This is a genomic window from uncultured Shimia sp. (assembly GCF_947498095.1).
In the GTDB taxonomy this organism is placed as follows: domain Bacteria; phylum Pseudomonadota; class Alphaproteobacteria; order Rhodobacterales; family Rhodobacteraceae; genus Shimia.
Genome location: NZ_CANMJE010000001.1, coordinates 206,778 through 223,503, shown reverse-complemented (window position 1 = coordinate 223,503; position 16,726 = coordinate 206,778). Strand labels below are relative to the sequence as shown.

Annotated in this window: 19 protein-coding genes; 11 read left to right on the top strand and 8 right to left on the bottom strand. The window is 56.6% G+C overall.

Features of this window, described 5'->3' with window-relative positions; all coding sequences use genetic code 11:
• Nucleotides 1–56 precede the first annotated feature (56 nt).
• Nucleotides 57–929, bottom strand: a complete 873-nt coding sequence (dapA, locus tag Q0932_RS01145) for a 4-hydroxy-tetrahydrodipicolinate synthase (protein ID WP_299348742.1) — start codon at nt 927–929, stop codon at nt 57–59.
• Nucleotides 930–1,090: 161 nt separating this feature from the next.
• Here dapA and Q0932_RS01140 point away from each other — a divergent pair, with 161 nt between their 5' ends.
• On the top strand, nt 1,091–3,040 hold the full coding sequence (locus tag Q0932_RS01140; protein WP_299348741.1) for a lytic transglycosylase domain-containing protein: 1,950 nt from the start codon (nt 1,091–1,093) through the stop codon (nt 3,038–3,040).
• Between the two features lie 82 nt (nt 3,041–3,122).
• On the top strand, nt 3,123–3,794 hold the full coding sequence (locus tag Q0932_RS01135; RefSeq protein ID WP_299348739.1) for a DUF6629 family protein: 672 nt from the start codon (nt 3,123–3,125) through the stop codon (nt 3,792–3,794).
• Here the strand turns inward: Q0932_RS01135 and Q0932_RS01130 are convergent.
• Both Q0932_RS01130 and mnmD read right to left on the bottom strand, forming a co-directional pair.
• Nucleotides 3,791–4,660: a DMT family transporter gene (locus tag Q0932_RS01130; protein ID WP_299348736.1), complete on the bottom strand. Its 870-nt coding sequence runs from the start codon at nt 4,658–4,660 to the stop codon at nt 3,791–3,793. The genes Q0932_RS01135 and Q0932_RS01130 overlap by 4 nt on opposite strands.
• Complete coding sequence (gene mnmD, locus Q0932_RS01125) at nt 4,657–5,331, bottom strand: tRNA (5-methylaminomethyl-2-thiouridine)(34)-methyltransferase MnmD (RefSeq protein WP_299348735.1); 675 nt, start codon at nt 5,329–5,331, stop codon at nt 4,657–4,659. Before mnmD ends, Q0932_RS01130 begins: the two co-directional genes overlap by 4 nt.
• A 58-nt stretch (nt 5,332–5,389) precedes the next feature.
• On the opposite strand from mnmD, the gene Q0932_RS01120 reads away from it, so the two are divergent.
• Nucleotides 5,390–6,430, top strand: coding sequence for an FAD-binding oxidoreductase (locus Q0932_RS01120; protein WP_299348732.1), 1,041 nt, complete (start codon nt 5,390–5,392; stop codon nt 6,428–6,430).
• Between the two features lie 48 nt (nt 6,431–6,478).
• On the opposite strand, the gene Q0932_RS01115 is transcribed toward Q0932_RS01120, so the two are convergent.
• Nucleotides 6,479–7,282 carry a MaoC family dehydratase N-terminal domain-containing protein gene (locus Q0932_RS01115; protein WP_299348729.1) on the bottom strand — a complete coding sequence of 268 codons (804 nt, stop codon included), beginning with the start codon at nt 7,280–7,282 and terminating at the stop codon, nt 6,479–6,481.
• A 40-nt stretch (nt 7,283–7,322) separates the two neighbouring features.
• On the opposite strand from Q0932_RS01115, the gene Q0932_RS01110 reads away from it, so the two are divergent.
• Complete coding sequence (locus tag Q0932_RS01110; protein WP_299348726.1) at nt 7,323–7,721, top strand: VOC family protein; 399 nt, start codon at nt 7,323–7,325, stop codon at nt 7,719–7,721.
• Here the strand turns inward: Q0932_RS01110 and Q0932_RS01105 are convergent.
• The 4 genes from Q0932_RS01105 to Q0932_RS01090 form a co-directional block, all read right to left on the bottom strand.
• On the bottom strand, nt 7,718–8,254 hold the full coding sequence (locus Q0932_RS01105; protein ID WP_299348723.1) for an NADPH-dependent FMN reductase: 537 nt from the start codon (nt 8,252–8,254) through the stop codon (nt 7,718–7,720). The genes Q0932_RS01110 and Q0932_RS01105 overlap by 4 nt on opposite strands.
• 112 nt (nt 8,255–8,366) lie before the next feature.
• Complete coding sequence (locus tag Q0932_RS01100; RefSeq protein ID WP_299348721.1) at nt 8,367–9,020, bottom strand: OmpA family protein; 654 nt, start codon at nt 9,018–9,020, stop codon at nt 8,367–8,369.
• Between the two features lie 98 nt (nt 9,021–9,118).
• Entirely contained in the window at nt 9,119–9,994 is an 876-nt protein-coding gene (locus tag Q0932_RS01095; protein WP_299348718.1) for a bifunctional helix-turn-helix domain-containing protein/methylated-DNA--[protein]-cysteine S-methyltransferase, read from the bottom strand.
• Between the two features lie 81 nt (nt 9,995–10,075).
• A complete protein-coding gene (locus Q0932_RS01090) occupies nt 10,076–11,134 on the bottom strand; it encodes a DcaP family trimeric outer membrane transporter (RefSeq protein ID WP_299348715.1) in 1,059 nt (352 codons plus the stop codon).
• Between the two features lie 202 nt (nt 11,135–11,336).
• Here Q0932_RS01090 and Q0932_RS01085 point away from each other — a divergent pair, with 202 nt between their 5' ends.
• The 7 genes from Q0932_RS01085 (at nt 11,337) to Q0932_RS01055 (ending at nt 16,675) form a co-directional block, all read left to right on the top strand.
• A complete protein-coding gene (locus Q0932_RS01085; protein ID WP_299348712.1) occupies nt 11,337–12,242 on the top strand; it encodes a fatty acid desaturase in 906 nt (301 codons plus the stop codon).
• A 40-nt stretch (nt 12,243–12,282) separates the two neighbouring features.
• Entirely contained in the window at nt 12,283–13,101 is an 819-nt protein-coding gene (locus Q0932_RS01080) for an ion transporter (protein WP_299348709.1), read from the top strand.
• 90 nt (nt 13,102–13,191) lie between these two features.
• Complete coding sequence (locus tag Q0932_RS01075) at nt 13,192–13,737, top strand: helix-turn-helix domain-containing protein (RefSeq protein WP_299348706.1); 546 nt, start codon at nt 13,192–13,194, stop codon at nt 13,735–13,737.
• The gene (locus Q0932_RS01070; protein ID WP_299348703.1) at nt 13,737–14,579 is read left to right on the top strand and encodes a sterol desaturase family protein; all 843 of its coding nucleotides are present in this window, start codon (nt 13,737–13,739) and stop codon (nt 14,577–14,579) included. The genes Q0932_RS01075 and Q0932_RS01070 overlap by 1 nt, the downstream gene beginning before the upstream one ends.
• 64 nt (nt 14,580–14,643) lie before the next feature.
• Nucleotides 14,644–14,991 (top strand): hypothetical protein, encoded by a 348-nt coding sequence (locus Q0932_RS01065; protein ID WP_299348700.1) that lies wholly within the window; start codon nt 14,644–14,646, stop codon nt 14,989–14,991.
• Nucleotides 14,992–15,044: 53 nt separating this feature from the next.
• Complete coding sequence (nth, locus tag Q0932_RS01060; protein ID WP_299348697.1) at nt 15,045–15,689, top strand: endonuclease III; 645 nt, start codon at nt 15,045–15,047, stop codon at nt 15,687–15,689.
• Nucleotides 15,686–16,675, top strand: a complete 990-nt coding sequence (locus Q0932_RS01055) for an adenosine kinase (RefSeq protein ID WP_299348694.1) — start codon at nt 15,686–15,688, stop codon at nt 16,673–16,675. Before nth ends, Q0932_RS01055 begins: the two co-directional genes overlap by 4 nt.
• Nucleotides 16,676–16,726: the final 51 nt, after the last annotated feature.

Below are 16,726 nucleotides of genomic sequence, written 5' to 3'. Positions count from 1 at the left end.
CAAAAGAAAAAGGCCCGCGTAGTGCGAGCCTTTCAATTCATCTTTTAAGTCTGCTCTCAGACCAGACTGGCATGTGACATGGCAGCATCGACCTGGGCTTTGACGCCGTCGCTCAGGCCAACCAGCGGCAGGCGGACCTCTTCGTTGCACAGGCCAAGCTTCGACATGGCGTATTTCGCGCCCACAAGACCCGGCTCGGCAAAGATCGCCATATGCAACGGCATCAGCTTGTCCTGATACTCCAGAGCCAATGCGTAGTCTCCGGCCAGAGTCGCCGCCTGGAATTCGGCACACAGTTTGGGGGCGACGTTCGCTGTGACCGAGATACAGCCAACACCGCCATGAGCGTTGAACCCCAGTGCCGTCGCGTCTTCGCCCGAAAGCTGAACAAAGTCGGTCCCGCAAGTGATGCGTTGCTGCGGCACACGGCTCAGATCACCGGTGGCGTCTTTTACGCCCGTGATACGCGGAAGTTTGGCCAGTTCGCCCATCGTTTGAGGGCTCATGTCCACGATCGACCGACCGGGGATATTGTAGATGATTATGGGTAGGTTGCAGCAATCATGGATCGCGGTGAAATGCGCCACAAGGCCCCTCTGAGTGGGCTTGTTATAGTACGGCGTGACCACAAGCGCGGCGTCGGCGCCAGATTTCTCAGCAGCCTGTGCCAGACGCATGGATTCCAATGTGTTGTTAGAGCCAGCGCCCGCGATCACGGGAACGCGGCCTGCAGCGGCGCGCACAACCGTATCGACAACGGCATCATGCTCTTCGTGCGTCAGCGTTGGGCTTTCGCCGGTGGTGCCAACGGGCACAAACCCGTTTGATCCTTCGCCGGTATGCCACTCAACCAGCTTCTTGAGCGTTTCCAAATCCAGCTCGCCGTTCGTGAACGGCGTGACGAGTGCGGGAATAGACCCTTTAAACATGACACGCTCCTTTTCTATGCGGTGCTGGGCAGGACGCCCGGTTGGTTTTGTCGCGCGGACCCTAGCGATTGCAGGGCGGCTTGCCAAGTTTGTGAATTGTCGGCAGGCCTTTGCGCCTTTATGGATGGGTCTATCCTGTTTCATATTGGAAAATGCAAGACATGTTGCGCGGCTTAATTGGGTTTCTTTTAGTGTTTTTGTGGACATGCGTTGCTGTAGCGCAGTCCGATACCGCCGTTGGGCGTGCGATGGACGATGTGCGCGCCAAGAATTGGGGACAGGCGGCGGCCGAAGTCCGCTCATCGGGGCCCGTGGCGCGCGACATTGTCGAATGGCATCGCTTGCGTGCTGGCGAAGGCTCGGCAGACGAGGTTCTGGCCTTTCTAAAACGGCGACCGGACTGGCCCGGATTGGCCTATCTGCGAAAGCAGTCAGAGGATGCGTTTTCCGGACTGCCCGCAGGCAGAGTTATTGAGTTCTACGAATTCGGGGACGCGCAAACACCTCAAGGGGTATTGGATCAGGCCTATGTGAAAATCAAAGGCGGTAACAAGGACGCTGGTGAGGCGTTGGTGATCAATGCCTGGAAAACCATGGCGATCGGACCGCGAACGCATCAAAAATTTTTGGATGTGCATGGCAAGCTGCTGAAAAAGCACCACACCGCGCGCATGGACATGGTTCTATGGAACGGTTGGGAGAGTAACACCGCCCGCATGATGCCACTGGTAAGCGGCGACTGGCAAAAGCTGACCAAGGCTCGGGCCGGGTTGCGCCAACGCGTCAACGGTGTTGATGCCTTGATCGAGGCCGTGCCCGCCAGCCTTCAGTCGGATCCTGGGCTTGCTTATGAAAGGTTTGTCTGGCGCGCGCGCAAGGATCGGGATGCTTCGGCCATAGAATTGTTGTTGGAACGCAGTGAGGCGCAAACCTTGGGCCAAGCCAAGAACTGGTCTCAACGGCGCAGGTCTTTGGCGCGTAGCCAGATGCGGGCCGGAAACTATGGAACCGCCTATCGCATCGCCGCAGAACACGGCATGTCACAGGAAGATGGCTATGCTTATTCGGATTGCGAATGGCTTGCGGGTTACATCGCGATGCGCTTTTTGAACAAGCCCGGTGTTGCCGCGCAGCACTTCCTGCGGTTTGAACGCTCTGTAGAGACTCCGATCTCTCTGGGGCGTGCGGGCTATTGGCGGGGCCGCGCCTATGAAGCTATGGGTGATAGCACGAAAGCGCAGAACTCTTATCTTGCAGGTGGCGCGCATCAGACCAGTTTTTATGGCCTTTTGGCCGCTGAAAAGGCTGGCATGGCGCCAGATCCCTCTCTGAGCGGCGATGAAGCCTTCCCCGATTGGCGTAACGCAGCGTTTACTCAGTCTTCGGTACATCAGGCGGCCAGGTTACTGCTGGACGCCGGGGAGTTATCGCTGGCTGAGCGGTTCTGGGTGCATCTGTCTGAAACCCAAGATCGCACAACGCTGGGTCAAATGGGCACAATGGTTCAGGACCTCGGAGCGCCGCATGTCGCGGTGATGCTGGGCAAGAAAATGGTGCGTCGTGGCATCGTGTTGCCTGGGCCGTACTACCCGCTGCATCCAATGGCGAAATCACGTCACCCTGTACCAACAGAAATGGCTCTGGCCATTGCTCGCCGTGAAAGCGAATTTGATCCGGTGGTGGTTTCTGGCGCTGGCGCGCGGGGACTGATGCAGGTGATGCCGGGAACGGCGCGGCAAGTGGCTGGCGCCATCGGCGAGGTTTACAGCCACGAATGGCTGACATCCAAACCCGACTATAACATCAAGCTTGGAACCGCCTATCTGGAGGGTCTGGCCGATCAGTTTAATGGCAATGTCATCATGATGTCTGCGGGCTACAATGCTGGTCCCGGACGTCCCGAGCGTTGGATGCGGGATCGGGGTGATCCCCGCCGAGGTGGCATGGATATCATCGACTGGATCGAACACATTCCATTCAACGAGACCCGCAACTACGTGATGCGTGTGTCCGAGAGCCTGCCGGTTTATCGCGCTCGCATGGGGCGCAATCCGCATCCGGTGCCGTTCAGCAAGGAACTCGTTGGCAGTACAGTCAAGGCCACCAACTAAGGGGATACATCGCAAAGCCTTGTGAACGGTGATCAGCACAGTGTTTAACTGAGGTCAGATACACATCTCAAAGAGGGCCGTGATGTGCTTTTCAGCGACAGCAAGTTTCGCACTGGGCGGGGTTTTGGTTCCAATCGGAGTGGTGGCGCTGGTGAAGGCGCGCCAATCGGGATGGCAGTGGCTGCCATTTGCGCTATACCCGTTGGCGTTTGGATTGCAGCAAATCTGCGAGGGGTTCGTCTGGATTGCCATGCAAAACAGCGATCCGGACATGTTGTTCTGTTCATCGCGCGGCTTCCTGTTCTACTCGCATTTCTTTTGGCCCGCCCTTGCGCCAATTTCCGTTTGGGCCTGCGAGCCTGATCAAAAGCGCAAGCGATGGTTGGGATGGCTGAGTGTGATTGGCGTGCTTTATGGTCTGTTGATCTATCTGCCGTCAGTCCTGATCCCGGGATGGACCATTGTCGAAATTGCCGAGCGGTCTTTGGTCTATAAAACGCCTGAACTCTACGATTATCCCATAACACGGTTGATGACCCGAGTTGTCTATGCGGCGATCGTTTTGGGCGCCTTGTTTTCATCGACGCGAAACGCTGTCCGAGTGTTCGCTCTGTTGATCGCGGTGTCCTTGGGCCTGACGTTCGCGTTTTTTGCCTATGCGTTCATTTCTGTCTGGTGTTTCTTTGCGGCAATTCTCTCGATCTATCTCTTGGGCATGATCCTGAGAAAGGCCGGACGCGCGGCGCCCTCTTAACCCTTTGTGGCACGCTCGCGCCAAAGGGTGAACAACCCTGCCCCGACGACTATCAGGGCGCCAATTGCCACATTCACCCTCAAGGTTTCGCCAAAGGCCAAAATACCCAGCGAGGCCGCGAACGGCAGTTGCAAATAAGCAAAAGGTTGCACAGCGCTGGCTTCGGCAAACTCATAGGTCTTGATCAGTAACCAATGCCCCAGAACCCCTGTAAAACAGAGCGTGATCATCCAGATCCAGTTCTGCCCGCTGATCGGCTCCCAATACCAAATGCCGATTGCCGTCATGACAACCATGCCGACGGTGCCTGTATAGAAAAAGCTGACGGCTGATCCGTCGGCACGAGCCACATAGCGTGTGAGCAAGCCGTAGACCGCGAACATCAAAGCCCCGACCAGAGGAATGATGGCGGCGGGCGAAAATACGCCATATCCGGGCTGAAGAATAATCAGCACGCCGATCATGCCGATCCCAATCGCACTCCAACGCCGCCAGCCCACAGCCTCGCCCAGAACAGGGCCAGACAGGGCCGCGATGATCAAGGGGTAGCAGATAAAGATCGCATGGGTCTCGGTCAGACCAAGGATGGTGAACGCAACGACCGTGACAACAATCTCGAGCGCCAAAAGAGCACCGCGAATACACTGTAGGACAGGATGCTTGGTGTTGATGGCCTTGCGCAATCCGCCGGTTCGCCGCGCCGAGAGGGCAATGACAAAGGCGGCAAAGAACCAATACCGGATCATCACGACCAGATAGACGTTGTACTCTGACGCCAGGTGGCGCGAGATACCGTCCTGCATCGCGAACACAAACGTCGTCGCGATCATCAACAGGATGCCAAGGCGATTGTTGCTGCCGCTCATGCCAATTTCCTGGCGATTGTCATGTGGCGTTTGCGGCCAAACCCGGGAACGCGTGTGACTTCAAAACCGGCGTCTGTGAGATTGCGGCGCACAAATCCCGCAGCCGTGTAAGTCGCCGCCGTACCGCCCGCTTTCGTATGTGCACCGACTTGCGTCATAAGATCGGCGCCCCACAACTCGGGATTTTTGGCAGGAGAAAATCCATCCAAAAACCAAGCGTCGACAATGAACTTTTCCCCAGCAAGTGTCTGTCGCGCATCCCCGGTGACGACCCGCGCTGTCACGCCCTCCAGCGTGCTGAGTGATGTGTCCTCTGCCCACGCAGCAACCAGTCGTTCGGCGTAGCCTGCCAGTTCGGGAAAGACCTCCAGTGCGCGAGCCATGTCAGGTGCGGTCATCGGAAAGGCTTCAAAACTGGTGAACTGCAGCGGAGTCGTCATGCCTGCGGTGTCCCATGCCGCCCATGTGGTCAACAGGTTGAGCCCGGTGCCAAAGCCAAGTTCGCCAATGTGAAAACCCGGGACAAACCTTGCTGGCAAGTCATTGCCTTGCAAAAAGACATGACGTGTCTCGGCCAACCCGTTTTCGAGGCTGAAATACGGGTCATCAAACCGGGTTGAGACCGGGACCGCGCCGTCGCGCCACTCCAGATTTGCCTGCTGGTCGCTCATGGTTGGATGCCTTAGAACTGAACGGAACGAGCTTTGAGGCAAGGCAGGTGATTTGGCAATGGTCGATGTGACGGTTATCGGGGCCGGGATCTTTGGCCTTGCAACGGCCTGGGCCTGCACCAAACGCGGTGCAACCGTCCGGGTTATCGACCGTACCGGCGTTGCGGCGGGCTGCAGCGGTGGTGTTGTCGGTATGCTCGCCCCCCACGCGCCAGAACGTTGGAACGACATCAAAGAGTTTCAATTCCAAAGCCTGATTGGCGCAGAAGCCTTTTGGCGAGAGATTGAGAGCGTGTCGGGTTTTGGCAGCGGCTATGACAGGGTTGGTCGTCTGCAGCCTATCGATACCGATCGTGCGTTGGGTCTCGCGCGTGACCGCGCAGACACTGCCACAGTGCATTGGCGCGGACAGGCTGATTGGCAGGTCATCAATGCAGTCGAGGCTGGAGACTGGTGTCCTGCAACGGCAACAGGCTTGGTGATTCATGAGACACTCAGCGCCCGAATTCATCCCCGTCAGGCCTGTAACGCATTAGCCAGTGCGATCCGGGCCAAGGGGGGCGAGATCTTGATTGGGGAAGCCTCACAGCGGGAAGGCAAGACCGTCTGGGCCACCGGAGTCTCGGACCTGCAAGAGATCAGCAAGGCCCTTGGCAAACAAGTCGGCAACGGTGTCAAAGGACAGGCCGCAATTCTGGGGCTGGATGCGCGGGGTGCGCCGATCACGTCCGCCGGTGATGTTCTGGTTGTGCCACATGCCGATGGCACCGTCGCAGTTGGGTCCACCTCCGAACGCGAGTATGCCTCGCCCGACCGGACGGATGAGCAGCTCGAAGATCTGATCCAGCGCGCCTGTTCCGTGTTTCCGATGCTGGCCGCTGCGCCCATCGTTGAACGTTGGGCCGGGCTGCGTCCCCGCGCAAAGAGCCGTGCGCCGATGCTTGGCCTGCATCCAACCCGCGAAGGGGACTATGTTGCCAACGGTGGATTCAAAATCGGGTTTGGCATGGCGCCAAAGGCTGGAGAGGTGTTGGCGGATTTGGTGCTTGAAGGGCAGGACAACATTCCCGAGAGGTTCAGGCCGTATCAGAGCCTGTAAGGTGGGATGCCTCCGGCGGGAGTATTTTTGGCAATACGAAAACTGGGGTTAACCAGCTTCGGCTATCATGTTTTGCCGACCATCCGGACCACGCACCCAGCAAGTGCCGTCACCTCCCCAACACAGGACCGCCTCTTCAAAATGCATGAGCGGTGCCGTGGCACGAAAAGAAAACCGCTTTAACCCTCCTAACTGTTGTTCGGCCATCAACATCAACAACTGCGCCAGCAGTGGTCCATGCAAAACCAGACCATCATACCCCTCAACGGATTTTGAGTAATCGAGATCATAGTGAATGCGATGCCCGTTGAAAGTGAGCGCCGAGTAACGGAACAGCTTGGTCGTGTCGAAATGCGCGGTCTCGCTGTGTATCTCGTCTGTGCGGGCCACTGGGGGCATCGGTTTTGGGGCATCCGGGGCGGGATCCTCGCGGTACACTAGATCCTGAAATTCGGTCACGCAAGTTACGCCATTTTGCGAGATGTCGTGGTGCAGTTTTACAAAGCCCAATGGCCCCGTGCGCCCTTCCTTTTGCTGAGCTGAAGCGACGGTTGTCGTCCTTGTTGCCATGATCCCGGCGCGCAAGGGGGCGTGAAACTCAAGTTGACCACCCGCCCACATGCGCCGGGGCAAGCCCATATCAGGGATCAGCCCGCCGACCTTGGGATGTCCGTCGCGGCCGAGTTGTCCCGGTGGCTGCGCATCCCAGAAATAGAGATAGTGAAAGAACGGCGGAAGTGCGTCACCCGGAGCGATGTCGGCGGGCAAGTCCAGCGTCGTGAGACAGGCCGCGGCGCGCGCCGGGTCCATGACGTCGCTTTGACTGTGAGCTTGAGACAGGTCATTCTGCATGTGGTGACGCTATTCCCACGTCCTGACAGGAGCAAGCCCCATGACACCCCATGTGACATCGCTGGACCATCTCGTTCTGACTGTGGCTGATGTTGAGGTTTCCATCGGGTTTTATGTTGGCATACTCGGCATGACGGCCGATCGATTTACGCCCGCAGATGGCAGTACGCGCTGGGCGTTGAACTTTGGTGGACAAAAGATCAACCTGCATGCGTCAGGGGCTGAATTTGAGCCCAAGGCCGGCAGCGTGATGCCAGGCTCGGCTGATTTGTGTTTTCTCAGCGATGCCCCGATAGAAGACTGGCAAAATCATCTTGCCGCCAAGGGTGTTGCGGTCGAGGAAGGGCCGGTTCACCGCACTGGCGCAACAGGTCCCATCCTGTCGATTTACCTGCGTGATCCGGATGGAAACCTGTTGGAGATTAGCAACCGGGTTTAAGAACCGGCCTCTTGCTTCAGGGCTGTCACTAGATCTTTCAGCGACGTCTCGTAGCGCGGTGCCAGGCGGCCATCTTCGCTGAACTGGTTGTTGCAGTCGGCCACGGCGAGTTCCGGCCCTGCGATAACCTTGGCACGAAAAGGCACCATGCACGACCGCAACATGGTCAGTGCCCGCACCCCGCCTGCACGACCCGCGGCAGCCGATGTGAGGATCACCGGTTTGCCGGCCCAGGGTTTTTCTGAGGATCGGCTGATCCAGTCGAGCGCATTCTTGAGAACGCCGGAAATGCCTGAATTGTACTCTGGGGTCGAGATTGCGACCGCATCGGCCTCATCAATCTGTCGAACCAGCCGTTCAACCGCATCTGGCAAGCCCTGCGCATTTTCAACATCGTTGTCGTATAGCGGCAGGTGCAGGTCAGCCTCGGTATAGGTCGCACACGAAAGCCGCGCCGCCTCTAGCAACAATTTGCGATTTGCTGACCCTTGCCGGAGTGACCCGGACAAACCGAGAAGAGTGAATGATGTCATGGCATACTCCTTTGTCTCGAGTCCAAGCTATGGGCTTTAGAGCTCGTTACAATGACAAGCGCCGCACAGGGGCTGCGCGGCGTTGCGGGTTTGACTCAAAAGGGGTCGCGGGTCAGCCGTTTGGCAGGATGACAATTTCCACGCGGCGGTTCTGTGCTTTCCCCTCTTCGGTCAGATTTGACGCGACAGGTTGGTCTTCGCCCCTGCCGACGGTCTCAATCCGCTCAAACGCGACGCCCGCATCCATCAGTTTGTCTGCAACAGCGTTGGCGCGATCTTCCGAGAGAGTTTGGTTATGCTCAGCCGACCCAGAGCTGTCTGTGTGGCCGATCACCTGCACAACAGAATTCGGATATTTCTTCAGGCTGTTTGCCACAGCCCCCAAATCATCAACCAATCCGGGACGGACCGCGTAGCTGTCCGAGGCAAATGTGATGTCTTGGGGCAAGGTCACGATCAGCTTGTCGCCAGTGTTTTCGATGGTGACATCTTCGTTGTCGATGTCGTCTCGCAACTCAGCAGCCTGTTTGTCCAGATCATTGCCGATAATTGCGCCGACACCCGCACCCACGGCAGCCCCGGCCAAAGCACTGCCGCCTGTGGCTTTGCCTATGCCTGCACCCAGCAAACCGCCAACGACGGCGCCAGTTTTGGTGTTTTTGTATTCATCGCGCGTTTCCGCATCGCCCGTCACATAGGCGGGGTCCGTACAAGCGCCAAGCGCGACAACGGAAAGCACGAGTACTGGGAGTGTAAATCTGGTCATAACTGCTGCCTCTGGATCGTTTGGCCGGTTTTCCGGCTCTGTTCCTGCCTTACATATAAGGTAGAACAACCGCCATTCCAAAGGGGTGAAACCCAGTTTTAGGCAATTTCCCGCGATTTTGGGGTGTCATCGGCCTCAGCACGGGCGGCTTCCCATGCCAAAAGGGCCCGTTTGACTGGCAATCCCCAGTGATATCCCCCCAATGCGCCCGACTTCCGCAATGCGCGATGACACGGGATCAGCCAGCTGACCGGGTTGCGCCCGACGGCCGTTCCAACGGCGCGGACCGCTCGCGGCATCCCAATGGATTGGGCGATTTCAGAATAGGTCGAGACCTGCCCCGAGGGGATACGCATCAGCGCCTCCCAAACTTTGATCTGCAAAGGTGAGCCGATCATGTAGACAGGTGTCTTTCCCAGCTCGCCCGTCGTTTCATTAAAGGCAGACAACACCCAAGGCCGCAGAAACATCGGGTCTTCGACAAATGTCGCTTTGGGCCACCGCGAGACCAGGTCAAGCATCGCGTCTTCTTCTCCGGTTTCCGAGGCGAATCCGATGCCACAAATCCCTTTGTCCGTCCCCATCACAAGACTCAAACCAAACGGGCTGTCGAACCATCCCCAATAGATCGTGAGCCCAGCGCCTTTTTGCGCGAAATCACCGGGGCTCATGGCCTCCCAACGCAGAAACAAGTCATGCAACCGCCCCGACCCCGACAGGCCGACAGCGTTTGATGTCTCAAGCGTGGTGAAATGATCGTGCAGCAAGGCCTTGGCGTGACCCAATGTCAGATATTGCTGGTACTTTTTCGGCGATACCCCGGCCCATTTTGTAAACAGCCGCTGAAAATGCGCAGGACTCATGTCCATGGCCCGTGCAAGATCTTCCAGCGCAAGGTTCTCGTCGCTTTGATCGATCAAGTCGATCGCGCGCCGCATCACTTTGAAATGGTATCCTTGTTCCATGTCACTCATGGATATCTCTCCCGTTTCGTTACCCAAAGGATAAGAGACGAGAGAGGGTCATGCGACCCGATTCTTGTGCTTTATCGTGGTTTAAAACCGGAAGGTTGCGGCCATCATCACGCGGTCGGCGTCAAATTCTACGCCATCGCCTTGTTTGCGCGTACCGGTATAGAATTCAGCGGAAAGCTGAACACTATCCGACACATCGTAAAAGGCCGACAGGTGCAGCGTGGTCAAACGTTGGGTATCCGTCCCGAAAGCCACTTCAAGGTCGGTCAGACCCGTTGTGGCCGCCAGCGTGAGTTTGTCGCCAATTTTCTGGTGAACACCCAGCGAGAGTGCATTGACGCCAACTTCATTGCCACCAACCGTCAGCGCATTGCCATCTAGACCAAAGGTCAGGATGTCGGAAATGGCTTCACCGGTGGTGAAAATGCCCGTCAAGCGACCGCCCTCCCACGCATCTATCCAACCGCCGATGCTGACACCCCAGCCCTGAACTTCTGTCCCGCTGATCACAGTGTCGCGGTAAATTCCAGCGACGCGCAGCATCGCATTTTCATAGCCACGTCGCGCGGCAAAGGTGAATTGAACGTCATCTTCGTTTGATTTATCTTCTTCGATTGAACCAGACAGAGTCCATTGGTCATTAGGTTTATACGTGTAACGGATTTGCGGTAGGCGCGCGAACGGGACACCGGCGGGTCCCTGAAAGTCGACAGTCTTTCCTAGGTTCTCGAGCGACATGAAGTTGGTCCAGTATTGACCAACCATCAGACCGTTCCAGGAAATCATGGCGTGACGTGTGCGGAAATCGATGCTGTTGGTGCCGAAAAAGTCACCTTCGTATTTGACCAGAACATCTCCGAGATAAAGATCAGCCCCCAAGCGCGTTTCCTTGAGGTGCGCGCGTGCTGAGTCCCCTGCCACGGGGCCTCCTGGCAGGCCAATTGAACTCAGCCCGCTGGTGGTATCGCCAAGGTCATAGTCAAAGTCCTTGATGAAACTTGCCTTGATGTATCCGTAGAACGTCAGGCTGTTGCCGCTGCCCAGATTGAAACTCAGAGGATTGTCTTCCTCTGCCAAAGCGGGTGACAGGCCGAAGCCCGCCGCACAAGACAGGCCAAGAAGGAATTTAGGAAAGGTCATGTCAGCCTCCACGCCGTCTATGTGCCGAAAAGCGAGTTTTACCGATCGGGACTCGATACAAAACCACGCTGCAACAGTGCCATTGTTGGGCGCTTCAGCCAATGCACTTCCAAAACCTGAAAGACTTTTGTTGCGAAATAGCGTCAAGGACGGCCTTTGACGGTAACCTGCACGTCGCAAAGACTTTGACGAAGATGAGATTTTGGTCCTACTGCCGGTTATGGATCACAAAGCGTTTTTGAAATCCTTGCCAACGGACACGCAAACCCGGCTGACGCAGCGCAGCGATGCGGCCGGGATAAAACATCTTCTGGGGCACGTTGCCCTCATACTGGTGTGCGGCGGGTGGATTGCTTTTGGCCTCCCGCTTTGGTGGGTCGTGGTGCCCATTCAGGGCATCGCCATTGTCTTTCTCTTTACGCTAGAGCACGAGGCTACGCACAAAACGCCCTTCGCCAATGAAGCGCTTAACGAATGGGTTGGCCGAGCGTGTGGCCTGCTGCTGGTCTTGCCGTTTGAGTGGTTTCGGTATTTTCACTTTGCCCACCATCGCTACACCAATATCCCCGGCAAAGATCCTGAGCTGGCCGCCGGGCAAAAGCACTATGAAGGTTGGGGGCCGTTTCTATGGCATGTCACCGGATTGCCCTTTTGGGTGTCCATGGCGCGGCAAGTCTGGGTGAACGCGACTGGACGGGTTGAGGCCGACTATTTGCCCGAGAGGGTGCGGCCCCGATTGAAAACTGAGGCGCGCTGGATGGTGTTGATTTACCTGCTCGCTTTGCTCAGCCTTTTCGCATCTTCCTTGCTATTCTGGGTATGGATACTGCCTGTTTTGGTGGGACAGCCCTTCTTGCGATTGTATTTGCTGGCAGAACATGGGCGCTGTCCCCAAGTGGCAAACATGTTTGACAATTCGCGCACCACTTACACCACGGCAATTGTTCGGTTCTTGGCGTGGAATATGCCCTATCATACAGAACATCACGTTTATCCGGCGGTGCCGTTTTTTCGACTGGCAGACCTACACGAGGAAATGCAGTCCCATTTGCTACATGAACAAGAGGGTTACGTAAATTTCACGAAGGAAACCATCGTGAGGCTTTAGTCGGTTGCTGATGACGTCCCATCGCCCCATATAGCGCTGCATGACACAAACATCCGCACCTGCTCCATTTTCATTTCGCGACCGGCTTGCTGCGATCTTGGATCGCCCGGTTGTCCGCAACACCATTTTGGGTGTGATCCTGTTCAACGCCATTATTCTGGGGTTGGAAACCTCACCTACGGTTATGGAAGCAGCGGGGCCTCTGATCCTGTTGCTAGACGGGCTGTGTCTGGCAATCTTTGTCGTCGAGATCGTCGCCAAGCTGTTTGTGCAACGTGCCCAGTTTTGGCGGGATGGTTGGAACATTTTTGACTTTGTCATCGTTGCCATTTCCTTGGTACCTTCCGCGCAAGGTTTGTCTGTGCTGCGTGCCCTCCGTATCCTGCGATTGCTGCGGGTCGTCTCAGTCGCGCCCAGCCTGCGCCGCGTGATCGAAGGTCTGATCAATGCGTTGCCCGGTATGGGGTCGGTTTTCCTGCTGATGGGGCTGGTGTTTTATATCGGCGCCGTGATGGCGACCAAGCTTTTTGGTGCGATGTTCCCGGATTGGTTCGGCACACTTGGCGCGTCGATGTATTCGCTGTTCCAGATCATGACGCTCGAAAGCTGGTCTATGGGCATCGTGCGCCCGGTGATGGAACAGGCGCCCTATGCGTGGATGTTCTTTGTCCCGTTCATCCTGCTCACGACATTCATCATTCTCAACCTTGTTGTCGGTTTGGTGGTGAATTCGATGCAGGATGCGCACCATCAGGAAGCGGACGAGAGAACCGACACATATCGCGATGAAGTGCTCAATCGGCTGACCGATATTGAAGCAGCGTTGCGTGAGCAGACGCTCAATTCCGACAAAAAGTAAGATTAGAAATCAAATAGTTAAGGCCGCCAAGCGCGGCCCTTATTGTACCTTCTATTGATATTAATGTCTCAAATGAGACATTAATGTATCATGACTGATAAAACTGAAACCGCCATTCTGAACGCCGCATTTGCCACTTTTGCGGCGAAACCCACAGCAACGCTCGCCGAAGTGGCCACGGCGGCAGGCATCGGCCGGGCGACCCTGCACCGGCATTTCAAAGGAAGAGAGGATCTCATGACTGCCCTTGCCCTGAAAGCTATCAAAGACATCGACACGGCCTTTGATAAAGCAACCCGCGACGCAGAGAGCTATACCGACGCGATGCGTCTGGGACTGGATGCGATGGTGGCGCTGGCCGACCGTCAGACTTTTCTGGAAACTGAGCCGCTGGAGCACGTACCGGAAGTCGCGAAGGAATATGAGCGGCAGCGCGAAGAGCTGACAGCAGCCATGGAAGAAGTTCGCAAAGAAGGCAGCATCGCCGCCAACATCCCCACCGCATGGGCGGTTAAAACCTACGAAGCAATGACCTATACTGCATGGTCCATGGTCAAGGACGGTGAGGCGACGCCCAAACAGGCTTCGGCCCTCGCGTGGCAGACGCTGTCAAGCGGTCTGGCCGGTGACACCTGATGCTGCCCGAAGCCTTTTTTGCGCTCGCCGAACAGATTGATGAAGTTTTCTTTCTGATTGGTGCTGCGATCCTTTTGATCGAAATCGCTGAGGTGCTGTTCAAGGGAACCGCGCGCGGAAAGACCATTCTTGAGATGATCGCGAGCGCGTCGACCCAGATCCCATCGATTGCGGTTGAGGTGTTCATCATGACCGCCGCCTACAGCGGTCTTTATGTCATCGGCTACGAGTTGATCAGCTGGGAAATCCCGACAACGGCGTGGACAATCGTACTTGCCCTCATACTGGCGGATTTCACCTACTACTGGGAGCATCGGATCGCCCATCAAGTTCGGCTACTGTGGACCCAGCACGCGGTGCACCATTCATCTCGGGACTATAACATCGTGACTGCGGTTCGCTTTGGGCCCTTTGAAGGAATCTGGGCCTTTATCATCCACATCCCGATGGTCCTGATCGGTTTCAGCCCTGAGGTGGTGTTTGGTTGCGCGCTTGTGGTGCTGGGTTACCAGACTTGGTTGCACACCGAGTTGATCGGCAAGCTGGGGCCGTTGGAGTGGGTGCTGAACACGCCTTCGCATCATCGGGTGCACCACGGCAGCGATGATAAATACCTGGACCGCAACTATGCCGGCATCCTGATCATCTGGGACCGGATGTTCGGCACGTTCCAGAAAGAAGAAGAACGCCCGCGCTATGGTTTGACGACGGATTTTGACAGCCAGAACCCAATCAAGGTTTGGTTCTCGGAGATTCCTGCGCTGGTCAAGGACCTGAGAAAGGCCAAATCCGGGCGTGAGTTTTGGGGCTATCTCTTCGAAGGTCCCGGTTGGAAACCCTGACTTGTGAGCAAACGTGAGTGAATTGACCCTAGGCCCCGGACAATCCGTGGCCTAGGGTTTACGCATGAGATTCCTGATCCCCTTGCTGATCGCCGCCGCTCCGGCCCTGGCAGATGCTCCTGTTGTCGAAGACGTCCGCGCCAGCCAGTCTGGCAACTCATGGCGTTTTGATGTGACCCTGTCCCACCCTGATACGGGTTGGGATCATTACGCCGATGGTTGGCAAGTCGAATTGCCTTCCGGCAAGGTTCTGGGTTTTCGCGAACTTCTGCACCCGCATGTGAACGAGCAACCCTTTACCCGGTCGCTCTCAGGCGTCGCGATCCCAGCAGATGCCAAAATCCTGCATATTCGCGCGCGCGATAATGTGGATGGCTGGGCCGAGGACGTGTTCATCCTGCAACTGGACTAGGCTCTGTGTGCCAAGGGCTTTACCCCCGCACGGCTTCGCGGCATTAGGGGGCTATGGCCAAGCAACTCGACTATCACACCATCCGCGAGATTTTCACCCGCTTTCAGGCGTCAGAAGCCGAGCCTAAGGGCGAGCTGGATCATGTGAATGCCTATACGCTGGTTGTCGCCGTGGCGCTGTCCGCCCAGGCGACGGATGTGGGTGTGAACCGGGCCACCAAAGAACTGTTCAAGATCGCTGACACCCCTCAGAAGATGCTGGACCTCGGCGAAGAGAAACTGATCGAGCACATCAAGACCATTGGCCTTTATCGCAACAAGGCCAAGAACGTCATGAAACTCAGCCGCATTCTGGTGGATGACTATGGCGGCGAGGTGCCCAATTCCCGCGCCGCTTTGGAAGGGCTGCCCGGCGTAGGCCGTAAGACCGCCAATGTCGTATTGAACATGTGGTGGTCTTATCCGGCGCAGGCCGTGGACACCCATATCTATCGCTTTGGTAACCGCTCGGGTGTTTGCCCCGGCAAAGATGTTGTCGCGGTAGAGCGCGCCATCGAAGACAATATTCCCGTGGATTTTCAACACCACGCCCATCACTGGATGATCCTGCACGGACGCTATGTCTGTAAAGCGCGCAAGCCCATATGCGGCAACTGCCTGATCCGGGACCTTTGTATGTTTGAGGACAAAAACCTATGAGCAAGAATTATCAGGTTGTCGGTATCGGCAACGCCATCGTGGACGTGATCTCGCAGTCGGATGACTCGTTTCTGGACCTGATGGGCATCCAGAAAGGCATCATGCAACTCGTCGAACGTGAGCGTGGCGAGATGCTTTATGCAGGCATGACCAACCGCACACAGGCGCCGGGTGGCTCGGTGGCGAACACCATTGCGGGCCTTGGATCACTGGGTCTATCGACAGGGTTTATTGGCCGGGTTCATGACGATGCGCTGGGCAAGTTCTATGCCGCAGAAATGCAGGCCGATGGCACCGATTTCGTGAACCCGCCTGTGCCGGGTGGTGAGTTGCCGACCTCGCGGTCGATGATCTTTGTTTCTCCCGACGGTGAGCGATCGATGAACACCTATCTGGGGATATCCGCAGAATTGGGCCCCGAGGACGTCTCGGACGATGTGGCGGGTCAGGCGCAAATTCTGTTCCTCGAGGGCTACCTCTATGACAAGCCCAAAGGCAAAGAGGCCTTTGAAGCTGCTGTAAAACACTGTCACAACGCTGGTGGTAAGGCAGGTATTGCTCTGTCTGATCCGTTCTGTGTTGAGCGTCACCGTGATGACTTTCGTCGGCTTGTGAAAGAACTCGACTATGTGATCGGAAACGAACACGAGTGGTCTTCGCTGTATCATACTGACCTGTCCACTGCGCTGGAACAGGCGGCGCAGGACGCAGGCATGGTTGTCTGCACGCGCTCTGGGCATGACGTGGTGCTGGTGCGCGGCGAAGAAGAAGCCGTGGTTCCGGTCAACGAGATTGTTCCCGTTGATGCCACAGGTGCAGGCGATCAGTTCGCGGCTGGGTTCCTATATGGATATGCCACTGGGCAATCACTTGAAGTGTCTGGTCGGATGGGATGTATCGCCGCGACCGAAGTCATCAGCCATTATGGAGCACGGCCAGAACAAGACGTTAAGGCGCTGTTCCGTCAGGAAGGTTTGATCGGCTAATCCGGCATCCAACCGACGCGTCCGGCGCGTGTGTTTCTGGCAACACGATGC